14 protein-coding genes are annotated in these 18,015 nt (G+C 38.2%); 2 read left to right on the top strand and 12 right to left on the bottom strand.

Features of this window, described 5'->3' with window-relative positions:
• Nucleotides 1-3: 3 nt before the first annotated feature.
• From nadE to HB912_RS03305, 8 genes are all read right to left on the bottom strand, one after another.
• A complete protein-coding gene (gene nadE, locus HB912_RS03340) occupies nt 4-825 on the bottom strand; it encodes an ammonia-dependent NAD(+) synthetase (RefSeq protein ID WP_185372196.1) in 822 nt (273 codons plus the stop codon).
• A gap of 41 nt (nt 826-866) precedes the next feature.
• Nucleotides 867-2,357, bottom strand: a complete 1,491-nt coding sequence (locus HB912_RS03335) for a nicotinate phosphoribosyltransferase (protein ID WP_185372195.1) — start codon at nt 2,355-2,357, stop codon at nt 867-869.
• Nucleotides 2,358-2,468: 111 nt separating this feature from the next.
• Entirely contained in the window at nt 2,469-2,852 is a 384-nt protein-coding gene (tagD, locus tag HB912_RS03330) for a glycerol-3-phosphate cytidylyltransferase (protein ID WP_036072707.1), read from the bottom strand.
• 14 nt (nt 2,853-2,866) lie between these two features.
• Nucleotides 2,867-4,009 carry a CDP-glycerol glycerophosphotransferase family protein gene (locus HB912_RS03325; RefSeq protein WP_185372194.1) on the bottom strand — a complete coding sequence of 381 codons (1,143 nt, stop codon included), beginning with the start codon at nt 4,007-4,009 and terminating at the stop codon, nt 2,867-2,869.
• A 75-nt stretch (nt 4,010-4,084) separates the two neighbouring features.
• Nucleotides 4,085-5,110: a ribitol-5-phosphate dehydrogenase gene (locus tag HB912_RS03320; protein WP_185372193.1), complete on the bottom strand. Its 1,026-nt coding sequence runs from the start codon at nt 5,108-5,110 to the stop codon at nt 4,085-4,087.
• Entirely contained in the window at nt 5,103-5,816 is a 714-nt protein-coding gene (locus tag HB912_RS03315) for an IspD/TarI family cytidylyltransferase (RefSeq protein WP_036072709.1), read from the bottom strand. The genes HB912_RS03320 and HB912_RS03315 overlap by 8 nt, the downstream gene beginning before the upstream one ends.
• 116 nt (nt 5,817-5,932) lie before the next feature.
• Nucleotides 5,933-6,928, bottom strand: coding sequence for a hypothetical protein (locus tag HB912_RS03310; protein WP_185372192.1), 996 nt, complete (start codon nt 6,926-6,928; stop codon nt 5,933-5,935).
• Nucleotides 6,925-9,222: a bifunctional glycosyltransferase/CDP-glycerol:glycerophosphate glycerophosphotransferase gene (locus tag HB912_RS03305; RefSeq protein WP_185372191.1), complete on the bottom strand. Its 2,298-nt coding sequence runs from the start codon at nt 9,220-9,222 to the stop codon at nt 6,925-6,927. Before HB912_RS03305 ends, HB912_RS03310 begins: the two co-directional genes overlap by 4 nt.
• 205 nt (nt 9,223-9,427) lie before the next feature.
• Here HB912_RS03305 and galU point away from each other — a divergent pair, with 205 nt between their 5' ends.
• Entirely contained in the window at nt 9,428-10,321 is an 894-nt protein-coding gene (gene galU, locus HB912_RS03300) for a UTP--glucose-1-phosphate uridylyltransferase GalU (RefSeq protein ID WP_036072717.1), read from the top strand.
• 61 nt (nt 10,322-10,382) lie between these two features.
• On the opposite strand, the gene HB912_RS03295 is transcribed toward galU, so the two are convergent.
• Both HB912_RS03295 and HB912_RS03290 read right to left on the bottom strand, forming a co-directional pair.
• Nucleotides 10,383-11,348, bottom strand: coding sequence for a glycosyltransferase family 2 protein (locus HB912_RS03295; RefSeq protein ID WP_036072720.1), 966 nt, complete (start codon nt 11,346-11,348; stop codon nt 10,383-10,385).
• A gap of 261 nt (nt 11,349-11,609) precedes the next feature.
• The gene (locus HB912_RS03290) at nt 11,610-13,664 is read right to left on the bottom strand and encodes a GW domain-containing glycosaminoglycan-binding protein (protein WP_185372190.1); all 2,055 of its coding nucleotides are present in this window, start codon (nt 13,662-13,664) and stop codon (nt 11,610-11,612) included.
• A 268-nt stretch (nt 13,665-13,932) separates the two neighbouring features.
• Between HB912_RS03290 and HB912_RS03285 the strand changes: the two genes are divergently transcribed.
• Nucleotides 13,933-15,966 (top strand): DUF6270 domain-containing protein, encoded by a 2,034-nt coding sequence (locus HB912_RS03285; protein WP_185372189.1) that lies wholly within the window; start codon nt 13,933-13,935, stop codon nt 15,964-15,966.
• A gap of 33 nt (nt 15,967-15,999) precedes the next feature.
• Here HB912_RS03285 and HB912_RS03280 read toward each other — a convergent pair whose 3' ends face one another.
• Together HB912_RS03280 and HB912_RS03275 are read right to left on the bottom strand one after the other, a co-directional pair.
• On the bottom strand, nt 16,000-16,938 hold the full coding sequence (locus tag HB912_RS03280; RefSeq protein ID WP_185372188.1) for an ABC transporter ATP-binding protein: 939 nt from the start codon (nt 16,936-16,938) through the stop codon (nt 16,000-16,002).
• 15 nt (nt 16,939-16,953) lie between these two features.
• The gene (locus tag HB912_RS03275) at nt 16,954-17,763 is read right to left on the bottom strand and encodes an ABC transporter permease (RefSeq protein WP_185372187.1); all 810 of its coding nucleotides are present in this window, start codon (nt 17,761-17,763) and stop codon (nt 16,954-16,956) included.
• Nucleotides 17,764-18,015: the final 252 nt, after the last annotated feature.

Below are 18,015 nucleotides of genomic sequence, written 5' to 3'. Positions count from 1 at the left end.
CTCCTATTTCCAAAAATCATCAAAAATCGTGATCGGCATGTTGCGCTTGTGCCGCGATTTCAAATACCAACTTTCAATTTTAGCCGCTGCCTCGCCTGAAACTGGCTTGCCCTCTAAGTAATCATCAATTTCATCATACGTGACACCAAGCGCGACTTCATCTGGAAGCGCCGGTTTATCCTCTTCTAGATCAGCAGTTGGCTTTTTCAGATATAAATGTTCCGGGCAACCTAATTCTTTTAGCAACTGTTTTCCTTGCCGTTTATTTAAACGAAAAATCGGATTGATGTCCGTTCCTCCGTCGCCATATTTCGTATAAAAACCCGTCACTGCTTCCGCCGAATGATCCGTTCCAACAACCACACCTTGGTGCATCGCCGCAACAGAATATTGAGCTTTCATCCGTTCGCGTGCTTTTTCGTTTCCTTTCGCAAAGTCCGTCAGCACGACTCCAGCTTCTTCAAGCGTTTTTGCACTGGCATCTACCGCACGCTTGATATTGATGACAATGGACTGGTCAGGGGCGATAAATTTCAAGGCGTCTTGGCGGTCTGCTTCGTCCAATTGTTCACCGTAAGGAAGACTCACTGCAAGAAACTCATAGTCTCCTCCCGTCTCTTCGCGTAGCTCAGAAATGGCGATTTGAGCAAGCTTACCCACTAAAGTTGAGTCTTGCCCACCTGAGATCCCCAAAACAAGACTTTTCAAAAAGGAGTTTGTCTTCAAATAGTCTTTTAGCAAGTTCACACTTTTTCGAATTTCTTCTTTCGGATCAATTTCTGGTTTTACCTTCATTTCTGCTAAAATTTGTTCTCTAATATCCACTTTAAGAGTCCTCCTATTCTAACAAATATTCTTTCCTGTTTCTACAAAGGAAAATCCAGATCAACAGGTGAATGAAGCTGGACGCTTTTTCGCACCCTTTCAATATTTTTCATTTTATTTTTCCAACATTTCACGCTTAAATCTACTGGGTACTGCTCTGGACGAACAGTTCGTTTGTACTCGCCCCAAAGAAGCGCGAGGTTCTCTTCTTTATAAGCTTTAATCTCTTCAAGTGTCGGTAAGTCATACACGCGTTTCCCGCCTTCAAAAATCGGTATAAGTAGTTCTTTCGCTTTAAAATTTTTCACCGTCTTTGTAATATAGGTATGCACAGGGTGGAACATCGTTAGTTCTTTTACCCCTTCAAGCGATTCATCTGCCATCGCAATATAATCGCCTTCTGCTTTTGGACGCTCGCTTTCCGAAATAATCCGGTAAACTCGTTTTTCGCCTGGCGTTGAAACTTTTTCTGTATTGCTCGAAAGTTTGATTGAGTCTTGTAGCACGCCATGCTCATCTGCAATTGCAGCCATCTTATAGACAGCCCCAAGCGCTGGTTGGTCATAAGCTGTGATCAGTTTTGTTCCAACTCCCCAAGAATCGATCTTGGCCTTCTGTGCTTTAAGCGACAAAATGGTATGTTCATCTAAATCACTCGAAGCAAAAATTTTCGCATCTGTAAAACCAGCTTCATCAAGCATTTGCCTTGCCTTCTTCGAAAGAAACGCCATATCACCGCTATCCAGCCGAATCCCAATAAAATTGATTTCATCACCAAGCTCTTTTGCTACACGAATCGCATTTGGAACACCTGATTTTAACGTATCATACGTATCCACAAGGAAAATTGAATTTTTGTGCGTCTTCGCATAGCTTTTAAACGCCTCATATTCATCCCGATATGCCTGAACCATGGCATGCGCCATCGTCCCAGAAACAGGAATCCCAAAAATCTTACCCGCACGCACATTACTCGTTGAATCACAGCCACCAATATAAGCGGCGCGCGTGCCCCAAATCGCGGCATCCATTTCCTGCGCCCGCCGTGTACCAAACTCCGCCAGACTATCATTATCAACAACAGAACGAATCCGAGCCGCCTTTGTTGCAATCAGCGTTTGGAAGTTCACAATGTTTAGTAACGCGGTTTCGATGAGTTGAGCTTCTGCAAGGCTTGCTTCCACTTGTAAAATCGGTTCTGTTTTAAAAACAAATTCCCCTTCACGAACAGAGCGAATCGCTCCCTTAAACTTGAAGTCTTTTAAGTACTCTAAAAAGGCTCCATCAAAACCTAGTTCGTCATGCAAATATTTTATATCACTTTCAGTAAAACGTAAATTTTCAATATACGATACAATTCGTTCAAGCCCAGCAAAAACCACGTAGCCTGAATTAAACGGCATTTCGCGGAAGAAAACTTCAAAAATACTTCTTCGCTCATGAATTCCGTCATCAAAATAAGCCTTCATCATATTTAACTGATAGAGATCAGTATGTAAAGTTAAACTATCATCTTGATATAAGTTTGTCATGGGTTTTCTCCAATCCTTGTTCTAGCCTCGCTTGGCTGAAATTACATTTACAAACATCATAGCATAATTTTTCATATCTGAAAATTTTCCTGCGTTTTGCTAAAATCAAAATCAGCGCAAATCCTCTTTAATTTGCGTAGTGGAAATCCCATCTGTTCTTGGCAAATAAACGACTTCACAATAAGGTTTCAAAAAATCAAACTCACCTTTCCAGTCATCGCCCATCACAAACACGTCTACGTCATGCGTTTTAATGTCCGCTATTTTTTGATCCCAATTTTCTTCTGGAATCACTTCATCCACGTAACGAATCGCTTCTAAAATCAATTTGCGATGCAAGTAGCTGTGGTAAGCTTCTTTATGTTTAATCCGGTTAAATGAATCGGTCGACAACGCCACGATTAGATAATCGCCCATTTCTTTTGCACGCCGCAAAAGCTCGATATGACCCCAATGTAGCAAATCAAACGTGCCATAAGTAATCACCTTTTTCATGTCTCCACTCTCTTTCAAAGTTTTTTCTGGATAAAATCGACTAAATTCGCTGCGGAACGCCCTTCTGAATATTTGTTCCATGTCGCGCTGAAGCGCGCAATTTCATCAAGATCTGCCTCATCATTTAGAATACCACGAGCAAGGGATTCTGTCGTGAGATAGGGCTCACCACCTGGAATTAACTCAGAAAAACCCGTTACAAGACCGCGCTCTCGGTCATACTGCTCAATATCCGGCGTAAAAAAATAAATCGGACGACTCAGCAAAGCAAATTCAAATGGGGAGGAAGAATAATCCGTAACGAGCACATCAGCACCTGCTAAGGCTTCCTGCATCGACTGATTCTTTGGAAAAAGCTTGATGAAATCGTCTTCTGGAATCGTTGCATTTGCTTGGATCGAGGGATGTAACTTAAGTAACAATACATACTCATCTGAAAGAAGCTCCCGCATTTTTTCAAGGTCAAGCAAGATCTTCGCCTGATTTAGCTCGCTATCACGAAAAGTTGGTGCGTACAAAATTGTTTTTTTCTGGTATTTTTCCCGGTAACTTGCTCGAATTTGTTTTAATTGTTCTTGTTCAAAAAAGTAATCGGTACTTGGCACTCCTATTTTTAGTAACCGGTCTTCGCTTTCCAATAAAAATGATCGTTTGAAAATTTCTCCCATCATATCAGAACCTACAACCACTTTATGAAAACGTGCATAAACGGCTTTAAACCGCTTTTGCTCACTTTTCGCGCGTAAAGGCGTAGCTTTATCTTCCCATGCAAACTTTTTGAGCGCTCCATTCGCGTGCCAAATTTGAATACAACAAGCTTCTTCTTTAAATTTTAATGCGGCCAGTTCAGGAAAATAATTATCCACAATCACCACTTTGGCGCGACTCATATGGTAAAGTCGTTTAAAGATGGAAGAAAATGTTAATGGAATCGTTCGGACAAAATTATAGGAAAGTTGTGTTTCATCAACACGCGGATCATAAAAGACAATTGTTTCTGGTGAAACACGCAAATCAGCCATTTTCTTTAAAATTTGTTCGGGATTATCTTGGAAGGTAACAAGCATGACCACTTTAGTTTGTAAATTAAACGGTCGAAAAATAATCGCTACGCCCCGCAAGATAATCATGTAAAGCTGTGCCAGTATTCGTCTCATTTCAGGTCCACTCCTCATTATATGTAGCAAGAGGTGCCGCAGATTTGCGGCACCTCTCCTTTTTCTCTTCAAAAGTCAAATATTCCACGCCATAACGGTTTTTCCCCAAGGGCTTCGTAAATCAGCTTCGAAGGCTTCTATGACATCTTGAATACTTCGAACATCATGCACTTCACCTATAAGGTTTGAAAGGTATTCCACAGCGCGTCGATTCTTATTAAGGAAATCAACAGTCGCTTGGAAATCAACTCGTCCGCTTCGGCTGCTTCCATATAGCGTTAATCCTTTTTCAAGTACCATACGTGTATTTACTTCAATTGGATACTCAGAAACACCAAGTAAGGAAATAGTTCCTTCCGGTTTTATCAAATCAATAATTTGATCCACCGCATATTGGCTTCCCTTCCCGCCAGCACATTCAAAAGCTTGGTCAATTTCTAAATCTTCTGGAATGGCATCAATGCTATAAGCTGCATCCACAAATGAAAAGAAATCCAGTTTATAAGGAGTTTTTCCGAAAATATACACTTTCGCATCTGGAAACTTGTCTTTTAACAGTAAACAAGTGATAAATCCAAGGTTTCCATCGCCCCAAACTCCAAATGATGAACGGTTGGCATCTGCGCGAGAATCAAAACGGCGAACCGCATGCACAGCAACTGAAATCAGTTCTGAAAAAGCAGCAACCGTCATGTCTAAATCTTCTGGTAACGCAATTAACCGGTCACGACGCATAAATACGTTATCCTGCATCAAACCATCAAATCCACTTGAGCGAAACTTGCTGCTTCGTAAATAGTTTTCTGCGATCACAGGATCTTTTTCAAACGGTGTATTTGGAATCATCACGACTTTCGTTCCAATTGGAAATTCTTTTTTTGCATCGTAAACAACTTCCCCAACGCCCTCGTGAATTAAAGCCATAGGGAGTTTCTTTGCCAGTATTTCTTTCCCACGCGAACCTGTATAGTAGCGCTGGTCAGCTGCACAAATTGAAAGATAAGTTGGACGAACTACAACAGCATCTTCAGTTAGTGTTTCATCGATGTTAGCAACTTCAAATTGTCTCTCTGAAACAAGCCTATATACTTGATTAATCATGGCTAATCCGCTCCTGTATAATCGCATTGGCTACTTGCATATCATAAGGTGTTGTAATCTTAATGTTGAAAATTTCACCTTTCACGAGACTCACTTTTTCTCCAGCAAGCAAACAAATTTTACATGCGTCTGTTAAAATTTGTTTTTGCTCATCGGAAAGCGCATGATAATGATCACTAAGGCGCTTCATGTTGAAACTTTGCGGTGTTTGTCCTTGATACATCACATCACGCACAGGAATGTCTGTAATGAATTCGTGGTTCGTTGATTCAACAATTGTATCTGTAGCTGTAATCACCGTATCTACGGCTCCGTATTCAAGGGCTGCATTTATATTCTCTTCGATAATGCGATGCGTTAAAAACGGGCGAACAGCATCATGCGTAATCAAAACATCCTCTTCATTTAACCCGTAGTTTTGTTCAACATGACGAATCCCGCTCATAATCGTTTCATTGCGGTCAGCTCCACCTTCAATAACAATCACACGATCATCTTGAATATGTTTTTTCAAAATATCCTCAGTATGATTGATCCATTCTTTAGGTGAGGCCACAAGAATTTTATCGAAACGAGCATTCAAAATAAATTTCTCAACCGTGTGAACGATAACAGGTTTGCCGTTTAGTGGCAGATACTGCTTGGGCATACTTACGTTTCCCATTCGCGTACCTTTACCCCCAGCAAGAATTTCAGCATAGATCATTTTTTATAGTCTCCTTTATCTCTAAAGATTGAAAGCTAACATAACACATGTATTATAACATAAGAAAAGAAAAAGAAGGGAAAAACTCTTCTTTTTCTCGGGTAAACTAGCTCTTGTTATTGATGCGAAAAGTAAAGCTCATTACATTTGCGTAGCGGTTTTTCGGAATTTGCGCGAACCGCTTTATAAAGCGCGTTCGTCGCTTGTCGGTAAAATCTCAAGTAATAGCTTCTAGAATTAAAGTGCATTTGACTAAACAAGAATGTCCCAAATTCCAAATAAAGCTTCATAAATTCAGGATCTTTGTGTAATTTGTCATACTGTTCAACAGGAATTTGGACAAAATAATAGCCAAGTGAAACAAGACCCGAAACAACCGTTTTGCGAAGTTTTTGGATTTCTTGAAGTAACCCCGCTAAAATTTCACGTGCAGCAGAATAATTTCCTTGTTCGACTTCCGTTTGAAAAGCTGGGCCAATCCGCGTATTAATCAAGTAATTTAACAAATTAATTTCAAATTCTTGATTTAATAGTGGAATTTGACAATATTCCCGCTGTCGACTCACCCAATTCGCAAAAAGCGCCATGGTTTGGTTTAACTGAAGCTCAGCTGAACTGTTCACTTTGGGTTCTTTTTCAATTTCAAGAATGCGCTCTTTTACAATAGAATCAGTCGATTGAAGTAGTTGATACACGAGGACTTCAAACGGGAGATTTTCTTCTAGCTCCGCTACTTTTCTAAGGATGGCCGTTCTTCTAAACATTAAATAACTATAGTTTTCTGGCAAAACAAGAAAAGGATCTTTTTCAACATAGGTTGGAATACTGATTTCAATTTCATCGATAAACTGAAAATCATCTTTTTCAAGAAAAGGTTCTTTGTCTTCTTGTTTTTTCAAAAACTGCGTGTACACAGGGTTAGCAAGGAAGTAAAAAATATCTTGTGATGTAAATTCCGATTGGTAGTTTTCAAAAAACTTCAGCATTTGCTTTTCTGCTTTTTCATCTTTCACCGTTTGAAAAACAACAAAAGTTTCCTCGATTGGTAAAAGACGTTCAGCAATATCTTTTACTGTTAAATCTTGAACTGCTTCAGTGGGTAAAAATTTCATTTTCTCGCCTCCTTACCCAAGTACGTTTCAATAAACCGCTCCGTTGAATGCCCGTCAATACTATCCATAAATTTCGTCCGAAAATCGGCAAGCTTCTCGTAATCATACTCACCCGTTTTAATTGCCTCAATAAGCGTATCTGTCGTTTTATAAATCTTTCCAGGAATCATCTCTTCATAGCTAAAATAAAAGCCCCGCTCATCAAAATAACTCTCGACGTCATAAGCAAAGAAAAGCATCGGTCGGTTCATGATGCTGTATTCGAAAATCACTGAAGAATAGTCTGTAATCAAAATGTCGCTTAGGAACATTAAATCATTCACATCACTGCCCCCACCCATCATTAAAATGAATGGGTCCTCTTCACTGATATCCATTGAAATATTTTTAATCATCGGATGGAATTTTAAAATTAGCACATACTCATCTTGCAGCGCCTCTTTCATTTTCTTCAAATCAAGCACTACACTGTAATTCTTCCGTTCATCTGGACCGCCGCGGAAAGTAGGCGCATATAAAATCGCTTTTTTCTTTCGCAAGATCGGATAGTTCTTTCGGTAAACTTCATTCACATAGTTTTTATAATCTTGATCAAAGAACTTATCTGTTCGTGGCACACCAATCGGTTTAATTTGTTCTGCTTTTTTGTGGAACGCTTCCGCATATTGAGGAATAATCGCTTTAGAACTTACTAGCACATCAGAATAAGGGGAATGCGCTTTTGATTCAAATTCTTCCGTATTGGAATCCCCAGATTCAAGTGCACTAAAGCCAAACTTCTTGAAAGCGCCCGTTGCATGCCAAGATTGAATCACGTGCGCTCGTTTACTAAACTTAAGCCCATAAATTTTATTATAGTAGTCATCTAGACAAATCGTTTTCGCTCGACCAAGCACATAATATAGCTGCAATATTTCAAGCCAACTTCTTTGCTTTCGTAAAAACACATAGATGCGCTCTTTTCGGTCATTCAAAAACATATAATCATAAATCGATAACAAATTCCCTTCTAGCACTGTACTGCGCTCTGTTGCAAGAACTAAGACGTTCTTTTTAGGGAGAAGGTTAGCCAATTTAAAGAGAATCCTACGTGCAAATCCGTTCACAAGGCGCGGTGTTTTCAATTTTGTTCGAATAATAAAGACACGTGAAATTTTCTTTGCCTTTTTCCAGTTATTTTCTTCAATAATCGCAAGCGAAGCTCTGCTATGAATTGGATAGGATTTCATGAAAGCCTGTTTTGATTCATTCGTTTGGCATTCGTAAAGGTATGTGATTAAGTTCCGGTACACACCCCTTGCAGGTTTTTGAATATAATTAGCTCGTTCAATGACGCTGTACCACAAGTAATAGCGGAACGAAGGAATGACGTTCAGGAAATCGTCGGGTTTAGACTTAAACCAATTTAAAATCATTTCAAATCCATTTTTTTGAATTGTACTGTCTTTACTTTCGACAATGGCTTTTAGTGAAGCCCAAAATTCAATATCAGAAACTCGCTTATAATACGCAAGCGCCACTTCTTGCTCTGTCTTGCTCCGTTCAATTTCTCGCTCACCAAAGTCAAACACATCAAAAACAGATTGAAGTATCCGCATCGGGTCTTTATTGACCGATTGAGTTAGAGACTGCTCTTCTCCGTCTCGCAACCGGTAATAATAAACCACTTTTTCCACTGTAAAGATTTTTTCAGCGTTCAACAAGGTGTGTAACACAAAAGGTTGATCTTCCCCGTAACGAATGCTTTCAGGGAAAAACTCCCCTTCGACAAGTTTATGATGGTACAACTTAGCGCAAGGCCCGATCGAATAAAACAGCTCAGGATTCTCAGTGATTGTTTTTTCACCTGGTTTAGCAATGTTGTATCGTAAATGTGAAGGGATGAACCACTCTTTTTCAGAATTAAAACGTTTCGTAGCACCTGTTACAAGTTCCGCTTGGTGCGAAACCGCCGCTTGATGCATAAGTGAAAGGGCAAATTCAGGGATTAAATCGTCACTATCGACAAATAAAATATATTCGCCATTTGCGAGACGCAAGCCGTGATTTCGCGCCGCAGCAGGACCCGCGTTTTCTTGCTCAATGAGTTTAAATTTCGGTTTATTCTTTATAAAAGCATTTACTATTTTGACAGTATCATCACTTGACCCGTCATCAATTAGTAACACTTCATAATCAGAAAAATCTTGTTCATCAAGACTTTTCAGCGTTTCATCGATAATTTCGGCAACATTGTATAATGGCACAATCACACTCACTTTGTACGCCTTTTTCTCTTCTAAAGAATTGTTCATATTTTTTTAATTCTCCTTACGCGATTCCATATCAAACTTCATTTTAGCGATAAACATAAGCGCTGTCAATGAAGTTGTGGGACAAAAGTCTATAGAACTCATCTCCATGTTGCTTTTATCTTGGTTGCTTTACTTGCTAATCTAGCGTCTATTCACGTATAATTAAAGCTGATACTTAAATGTTTTTTTATCGGAGGTTAAAATTATGAAAGTCAAAAAAGCAGTCATCCCAGCAGCGGGACTGGGAACACGCTTTCTTCCCGCTACAAAAGCAATGCCAAAAGAGATTCTTCCTATTGTTGATAAACCAACCATTCAATTTATTGTTGAAGAGGCAATGGCTTCTGGCATTGAAGATATATTGATCGTAACAGGAAAAGGAAAACGAGCAATTGAAGACCATTTTGACTCTGTTCCTGAATTAGAAGCTAATTTGAAGTCTAAAAACAAATTAGAGCTTCTTCATCTTGTAGAAGAAACTACGAATATCAATCTTCACTTCATTCGTCAGTCTAAACCAAAAGGTCTTGGAGATGCTATTCTGCAGGCAAAGGGATTCGTCGGTAATGAACCCTTTGTTGTCATGCTTGGTGATGATATTGTGCGTTCAAAGGTTCCTTGCGCTAAGCAACTAATTAATCAATATGAACGCACGCACAGCTCGGTTATCGGTGTGCAGTCTGTTCCACATGAAGAAACATACCGATATGGAATCATCGATCCAGCAGATAAAATGAGTGACCGACTTTACAATGTGAAAGGTTTCGTTGAAAAACCCGATCCAGAAAACGCTCCATCCGACCTTGCTATTCTTGGGCGTTACTTGTTAACACCACAAATTTTTGATTATCTGTCCACGCAAGAGCCTGGTGCTGGTGGCGAAATTCAATTGACAGATGCAATCAATCGCTTAAATGAAATCCAACGTGTTTTCGCTTACGACTTTGAAGGGACACGCTATGATGTCGGCGATAAGTATGGATTTATTGAAACAACCATGAAATTTGCTCTTGAACACCCAGAAATTAAAAATGATGTCCGTCACTTAATTGATGAGCTTTATCAAGAAATCCATCAAAATGACAAAAAGACAAAATAAAAAAACAAGAGGGAAAGAGTCCCTCTTGTTTTTTTATGTATAGTTTTTAAATCGTTCACTTTTACTCAGCCATTTTTTCTTCAAACAAATTTTCTTCAATGGTATATCTTGGACGTCCTTTTACTTCCTTGAAAATTTTACCCACGTATTCACCAAGAACGCCAATTGCTAACAACTGAATGCCTCCAACAATCCATAGTGAGATCATTAGTGACGTCCATCCAGATTCTACATGTCCAATAAACTTTTGAATGAGCGCATAGACGCCTATTCCAATGCCAATACAAAACATAATGACGCCAAGTGAAAATAGCATTCGAATGGGAACAATGCTGAAAGAGGTAATACCATCAATCGCAAACGAAATCATTTTTTTAAGTGGATATTTAGACTCACCGGCAAAGCGTTCGTTACGATCATAATAAACTTTTGTTGAGGGGAAACCAAGTAGTGGCACGATACCGCGAATAAACATATTTTCTTCTTTATAATTCAAAAACTCTTTTAATGCCCGCTTACTTAATAAACGAAAATCAGCATGATTAGGAACAAGCTTCACCCCAATTTTATCCATAAACCGATAAAAACCTAGCGCTGTATTTCGTTTAAAGAAAGTATCCGTATCTCGCTTCCCTCTGACACCATAAACGACATCAAAGCCTTCATGAAATTTTTCAACAAACGGAATGATAGCATTGACATCATCTTGTAAATCCGCATCGATCGAAACGACACAATCTGATTTTTCATACGCCGCATTCAAGCCTGCTAAAAGCGCCCCCTGATGACCAAAGTTACGACTTAGTTTCACACCTGAAATATATGGATTTTCTGCTGTTTTCTCACTAATCAGCTGCCATGTTGCATCCTTACTCCCGTCATCCACATAAATCACCTTGCTTTCTGGATCAATTAACTCTCTCTCTGTTAAGGTCATCAATACCTCGGTTAATTGTTTCGTTGTTTCATTTAAAACTTCTTCTTCGTTATAGCAAGGTACTACGATTGATAAAAACGGTTTTTTCATCTTAAAAAGCACTCCTCATTCTAGACAATACTAACACTAGCATAGCCTATTTTGGGTGAGTGTTCAAATTTCAAACATGAATTCTGAGATTTTTCTTTCCTAGCAACAAAATAACTATTTACAAAAAAATTTTTAACTTTTTTGATTATAAATAAGATACCTTTCAGTCAAAATACATTTTCAATTTTGAGTATAAAAATGTATTTCGTTCGTGTTGGACAAAAAAAACGTCTAACACCGATGGTGTTAGACGTTTTTCATTTATTTAATGTTTGTGAAAACTCGCTTATCAAGCCAGCCAATTGTTTTCCCATCGATTTGGAATTGATAGTAAGTAGAACGTGTTGTTTTCGCTTCACGAATAATGGAAACTTGCTTATTTTGGTATGCTGTTGCTTGATTAATAAGTTTTGTGCCAAGTGATTTATAAGGCTCCGTCCAAGCAGCATTTCCAACTACGTTTGTAACTGTTCCCGTCAGTTGAACGGCTTTATTGTACTCAACGTTGTCATAAATATCAAATGCACGTTGGTCTAACCAACCAATCGTTTTTCCGCCAACGCTAAATTGATAATAGGTACCGCGATCAGTCACTGCTTTTTTAAGCAATTGCACTTGATTGTTTTGATAAACAGATGCTGCATTGACACGTGTTGTTCCAACCACTTCATAAGGTTTACTCCAAACAGCGTGTCCAGCTACAGTCGAAATTACCGCTGGCCGATTTACAACTTCTTCACTTTTAATCGTACTATAAAACTTAAATGCTTTTTTATCTAACCAACCAATCATTTTTCCGTCAATTTGAACTTGATAATAGGTGCCACGAACAGTCTTCGCTTCACGAAGTAGTTTGACATCTTTTCCAGCATAAGTGGATGCACTTGTTACAAGCTTGGATCCAGTGGAGAAATATGGAGCTGTCCAAAATGCATTTCCAGTCGTATTGACAATTTTTGCATCTAAGTTGACGGCTTTATTATATTCAACAGCATCATATAGTTTAAATGCGCGTGTATCTAGCCAACCCGTCGTTTTGCCATTAACTGCAAAACGATAGTACGTTCCGTGTTGTGTTTTCCGTTTTTGATCAAGAGTTACATCCTTATTTTGATAATTCGATGCCGCTCCGATTTTTGTTAGCCCTTGAATTTTATAAGCTTCTGACCAAACCGTGTGACCTGAGGTTTGATTAACTTGAGCCGTCAAGTTTACTTTTTGATCACTAATAATGCTGTCAAATTCGTAAACAGTAAAAGCTCGTTTATCAAGCCAGCCTACTACTTTATCATTGATGCTAAATTGATAGTACGTTCCGTGAGCCGTTTTTGCTTCACGTTCAATTTTTACTTCTTTATTAGCATAACCATCTGCTCTCGCCACTTGTGTACGTCCATACACATTATAAGGTTTCGTCCAGATAGTGTGTCCTGAGGTTGTTGTGATCTTTGCTCTTGACACAAATGCTTTATTGGATGTTTCTGTATCATAGAAAGTAAGTGCTTTTCCATCAATCCAACCAACAACGTTTCCGTTTATTTTGAATTGATAATAGGTACCTCGTTTGGTAGCCGCTTTTCTCACAATTTGAATATCTTTATTTTGATAATTTCCAGCCGCACCAACAAGTGTCGTACCTTTTACTTTGTAAGGTTTTGTCCAAACAGCATTTCCACTTACATTTGTAACTTTTGCATAAGCAGAATACGCGGATTCAGATAGAATGGAATCATACAATACATCATATTGATCAAGGTTATAGGTTTCTACTAAGTTAATTAACTTATTAGCATATCCTGGATCGGTTGCATATCCAGCATTTTGAAGTTCTTGAGCAGCGACTTTATAATTAGGTGCATCAAGCACTTTTTTATATTTGTTTTTATCCCAAGATACTCCGTTTACAAATAGTAGACTATGATCATGTACAGATTGCTGCCAGTTCGCATATTTACGGAATTCAGCATTAATTGTAATCCATTTTCCATTTACATACTCAAGCGTTGGCATCAGTACATAGTTTCCGTTGTATCTGCCCTTCATACCAAAAAGATTATTTCCCTTTTTAGTCAGTTCAGATTTCCCCCAGCCAGATTCTAAAATCCCTTGTGCTAGTGTAATGCTTGATAAGACTCCGTATTTTTCTTGGCTAGCTTGCGCAAGAGGTGCAAGCGTATTGATGAATGTTTGATTGGCATTTGTTGCCGCTATAGCAACATTTTCTTCTCCAAAAGGTGCAACAGTAGGAATCATCGTCAGACTGCTCGCTAAAACCAAGCCAGTCATGGCAATTTTCATTGCCTTTTTTTTCGTCATTTCTTTAAACCACTCCCTAATTCTTGTGTTCTGTTACCATTGTATCAAATTGTAGGAAGTGATTTTGTTACAATTCAGTGACATCGTAAAAATCGAACTTTCAGATTAGAACTGTGCTAAATTTCCTACCTAAAAAAACACTTTATTCCCCAAAAGTGCTAGTGATTTTTAATCTAGTTAGGAATATACTGCATAATTAAGCGGTTTATGCTACAATAATGGCAGAGTTTTAATACATAAACTATCATTAAAAGCAAGGAGAATTTTTATGAAAATTTTAGCAAACAAAATTATAACCGATTCTGCTAAAAAAGAATGGATCATTTCCATTCCTAAAGAAATGATAATAGATGAATTTTTCGCCTTCTTCAAAGTAGAAAATGAAACCGAAGAAATCACTTATCCAGCAGTGCAACATAAACTCTTATTCGAAGAAAAAGACAACAACTACCTCATCACTATCCCCCATGAACTCGTTGCACAAAATTCTATTAGTGGCACGACAACTTCTTGGCGCTTTAGCGGAAAAACAAAAGACCAGTTTGTCTCTATTCATACAGATGGTCCACTACAATTTAATACCTTTCAACTTCCTAAGGATTTGTATGACTATCATTTTGAATTCCCTGAAGCAGTCCTTACGCTTGTCGCTGAACCCAAAAAATTTAGTGTACAACTAAACGATCTTGTGCTAGATGAAACAACAGCAAAATTAAATTTTGAAGTAGAGGCTGATTTCGAACTGAACGAGCTCGATGCGGAGTTAGTTTTTGCCCGCCGAGTTAATCCATATCTTTACCTTTATTTCGAACAAGAACAAGCTTTTCCAGTCACTGTTTCAAGCGAGGGAAAAATCGAATATACGCTTCAACTTGCCGAGCTCGATACGGATTTCCTTGTGGATAATTCCAATAATCTAGATGCTTTACTTCGTTTCAAAAATGACTGGCATGTTTCAAAAAAAGAATTTATTCAAGCGAATCAAGCTAAGAAAAAACAAATTGATAAGAAAGTATTCTTAAAAGAAAAACCTTTTACTTCGCTTGAGTCCTATGTTACTGGTTCTAGCCGTCTTTCTTTTTATTTTCGGAAAGAATTACAAAAAGAGGCGCAACTTGCTGAGTATCGTGAAACATCGGAAGGCTTCCATTTTCGCTTCTTTTTCAAAGATCAATTGGAAGCCCCTCGGCTAGTTTTTAAACAACGGAACAAAAAGTTTCGTACTTCAGAATATACATTGAAAACGGAATTCATGATTAAGAAAAAATTTCAAAGTTATAGTTTAGACCTTTCTAAAGAACAGCTTTACCCACTTCAAACCTATCAACCGAATGAAGATTGGGATGCTTTTATCCGGTCAGATGGTAAGCCAGATTTCCCGTTATTCGTCCCTAATCAAGTGTCATTAGAAGCTAATTATCACGCAATTCATGGAGATACGTATTTAGTGCGTCCGCAAAAAGCGGCGCTAAGCAACTTCAGCTTCCAGTTCCGTAGTGGACCAAGTGCGCTAGGTCGAGAAGTGAAAAAGCTTGTTATCTTTGGCTCCGTAAGCGATGCAGCTTTTCGTACAGAGCCCTATTTCAATCCAGATGCAAACTCCTTTTTCGAAGTCGATTTTGTTCAAAAAGATACTTCGTTTATCTCTGCTATGACCGAAAAATACCCAGCAAGAATGACTTTATTCTCTTCGGCTGACTTTACTGAAATTGCTGATTCAGATCGTGAAAATGCTGAACGAGATGCAGAAAAAAACTTCTTTTTGAAATTGCGTTTATCTGAGCCTGATTATGTTTTGCTAGATGCTTTTACAGACGTAACCCGTCCGGTGCTTTGGCTTAATCAACATGCCGCTCTAACCTATTCAAAAACAATCGAAACAAGCCAATTGGCTGATAAAATGCCTTTTGACCGTCTGTTAACGCATGATAATACCGAAGCTTATTTCGAAGAATGGCGAAAATATGCGAAGGAATTTCTTGAGCAACTAAAAGAATTCGTTCCAGAAGAGCGGATCATTTTAAACAAAGGTGGAACTACGCTAAACTATCTAGATGCAAATGAGAAAAGCGTACCATACAAGAATAAAATGGCCATTGAGATGAAACAATATTTCTGGGATCGCCTCAATAATTTTATTCTTTCTGTCATCCCAAACGCACGTGTCATTGATTTTGAATCTAAAAAATACACAGGGAGTAGTAACAATCCTCTAGGTCACTCCTTTGCCACTTTTGAAGAAGCCTACTATAAAGATTTTCTAAAAGAAATGATTTATCTATCTGAAACTCCAAAACAATAAAAAAGAATGACCGCAAATTGCGGTCATTCTTTTTTAAAACAGGCCGAGGAATGATTTTCCAAGCGAAATCAACGTCCCGAATAGCCCTGTTCCAATGACAATTCCTGTAAGAATGATCTTATCTAGCCCGCTCAATTTGTACTTGCCTAGATTGGGATTCGGGTAGCGTGTTTTAGGCGGATTCTTCTGTTTCGCCTTTTTTTCCAATTGATATTCCTTCTTAAAAGACCTTGGCTGATTGTTAAACCATTTAACAAATTCATCATATAAAACAGCCACGTCAGCAGATGGTCCTACTTCTCGAACTTCTCCGTAGTGCATCCAAATAATTCGATCACACAAGCTTTTCACTTGCCCAAGTGAGTGACTAACGAAAACAATCGTTTTTCCTCGTGCTTTAAATTCTTCAATTTTATCCACACATTTTTGATAAAAAGTTTGGTCCCCTACTGATAAAGCTTCGTCAATCACGAGAATATCAGGATCAATATGTGCTGAAACAGCAAAACCAAGTCGAGAACGCATCCCACTCGAATAATTTTTCACGGGTTGATTGATAAAATCACCAATATCCGCAAAATCAATAATATCTGGAATCAACCGTTCAATTTCACTATTTTTAAGTCCATGCATCAAGCATTTCAAACGAATATTTTCAATCCCTGTTAGCGGAGCTTTAAAACCTACATTGATGGCAATGAGAGAAGCTTCTCCATTCACTTCTACTTCACCATCAGTCGCTGGTATAACCCCCGAAATCAAATTAGAAATGGTCGACTTTCCCGAACCATTAATCCCAATTAGTCCGACAGATTCCCCTTCATAAATTTTAAAGTTAACATCTTTCAGTGCCCAAAACGAATCAAAAGACTTCTTCGGCTGAAACAGCGCTTTGATATGATCCGATTTATTTTGGAATAAATCAAATTGCTTGGAAACATGATTGAAAGCGATTTTTACTTTTTTACTCATCAGATACGTCTCCTTTTAAATAAAGTCTACAAATCTTTCACGGAATTTCATGTATAATGTGGAGCCGACAACTAAGAAAAATGCTGTCAGAAACCAAAAATAAAGCGTATAGGATGGCATTTCAAAAAACCATTTATTCATAAGAAATGAGTCTCTAAAGCCATTTACAAGATACATGAATGGGTTTAGCTGTAAGAGATTTGCTGCCCAGTGAGGAAGAAGCGATGGAATATTCCAAACGATCCCCGTTAAGTAAAAGAGTACACGCATAACACTTTGTAAAGCTAAATTATAGTCGCGAATTAAAATCATAACAGTCGCATTAAAAAGTGAAAACGCGAATAAAAAGAAAATCATCGCTATAAAATAATAGATAAACTGGAACCAGTAGATAGTAATTGGCGTCCCTTTTAATAAGAAAATGCCGAGCATGATAACAAGCATAACGGCAAAGCTCATTAAGTTAGACACAATTGTAATACTTGGCAAGATGCTCATTGGGAAATTCATTTTTGAAACCATATTAATTTTATTAAAAATACTATTTGTTCCTTGGAGTACGACACTGTTAATAAAAAACCATGGTACGATTCCGGCAAGCATCCATTCGAGGAAGCTGACATTTCCCGCAATCATTTGTGAACCACGGAATCCGTAGCCGAACACAAGAAAGTAAATAGCAACTTGTATCAGTGGATTTAAAACTTCCCACAAAATCCCGAGATAGTGACTTTGGTAGCTTGCTCGATCTTCATAACGAGCAATTCGGAACATCATAGGCGTATGTTTCACTTGTTCTTTTAAAACTTCAAACACTTGTTTCACAAAAACACTTCTTTCTCAGATTAGTCAAAACAAAGATTTTTATTTCATTGCTATAAGCATCTCTCCTTAACTGAACTTACCCGTTTCCGATGCTTTTGCTTACTTCATGACGTATGTCAATTCTTCCATTTCGTGCAAGTTACAAGATTTTGGGTAGTGCTTTTTCATTTGAAACACTACCCTATGTAAAGTTACCCTAAAAACACGATTTTGTAAAGCGTTATTCCAAACTTTCAACTAAAAAAACAGGTG

Source organism: Listeria aquatica (assembly GCF_014223975.1).
Taxonomy (GTDB): domain Bacteria; phylum Bacillota; class Bacilli; order Lactobacillales; family Listeriaceae; genus Listeria; species Listeria aquatica.
This window is presented reverse-complemented; position numbering and strand designations above follow the sequence as displayed.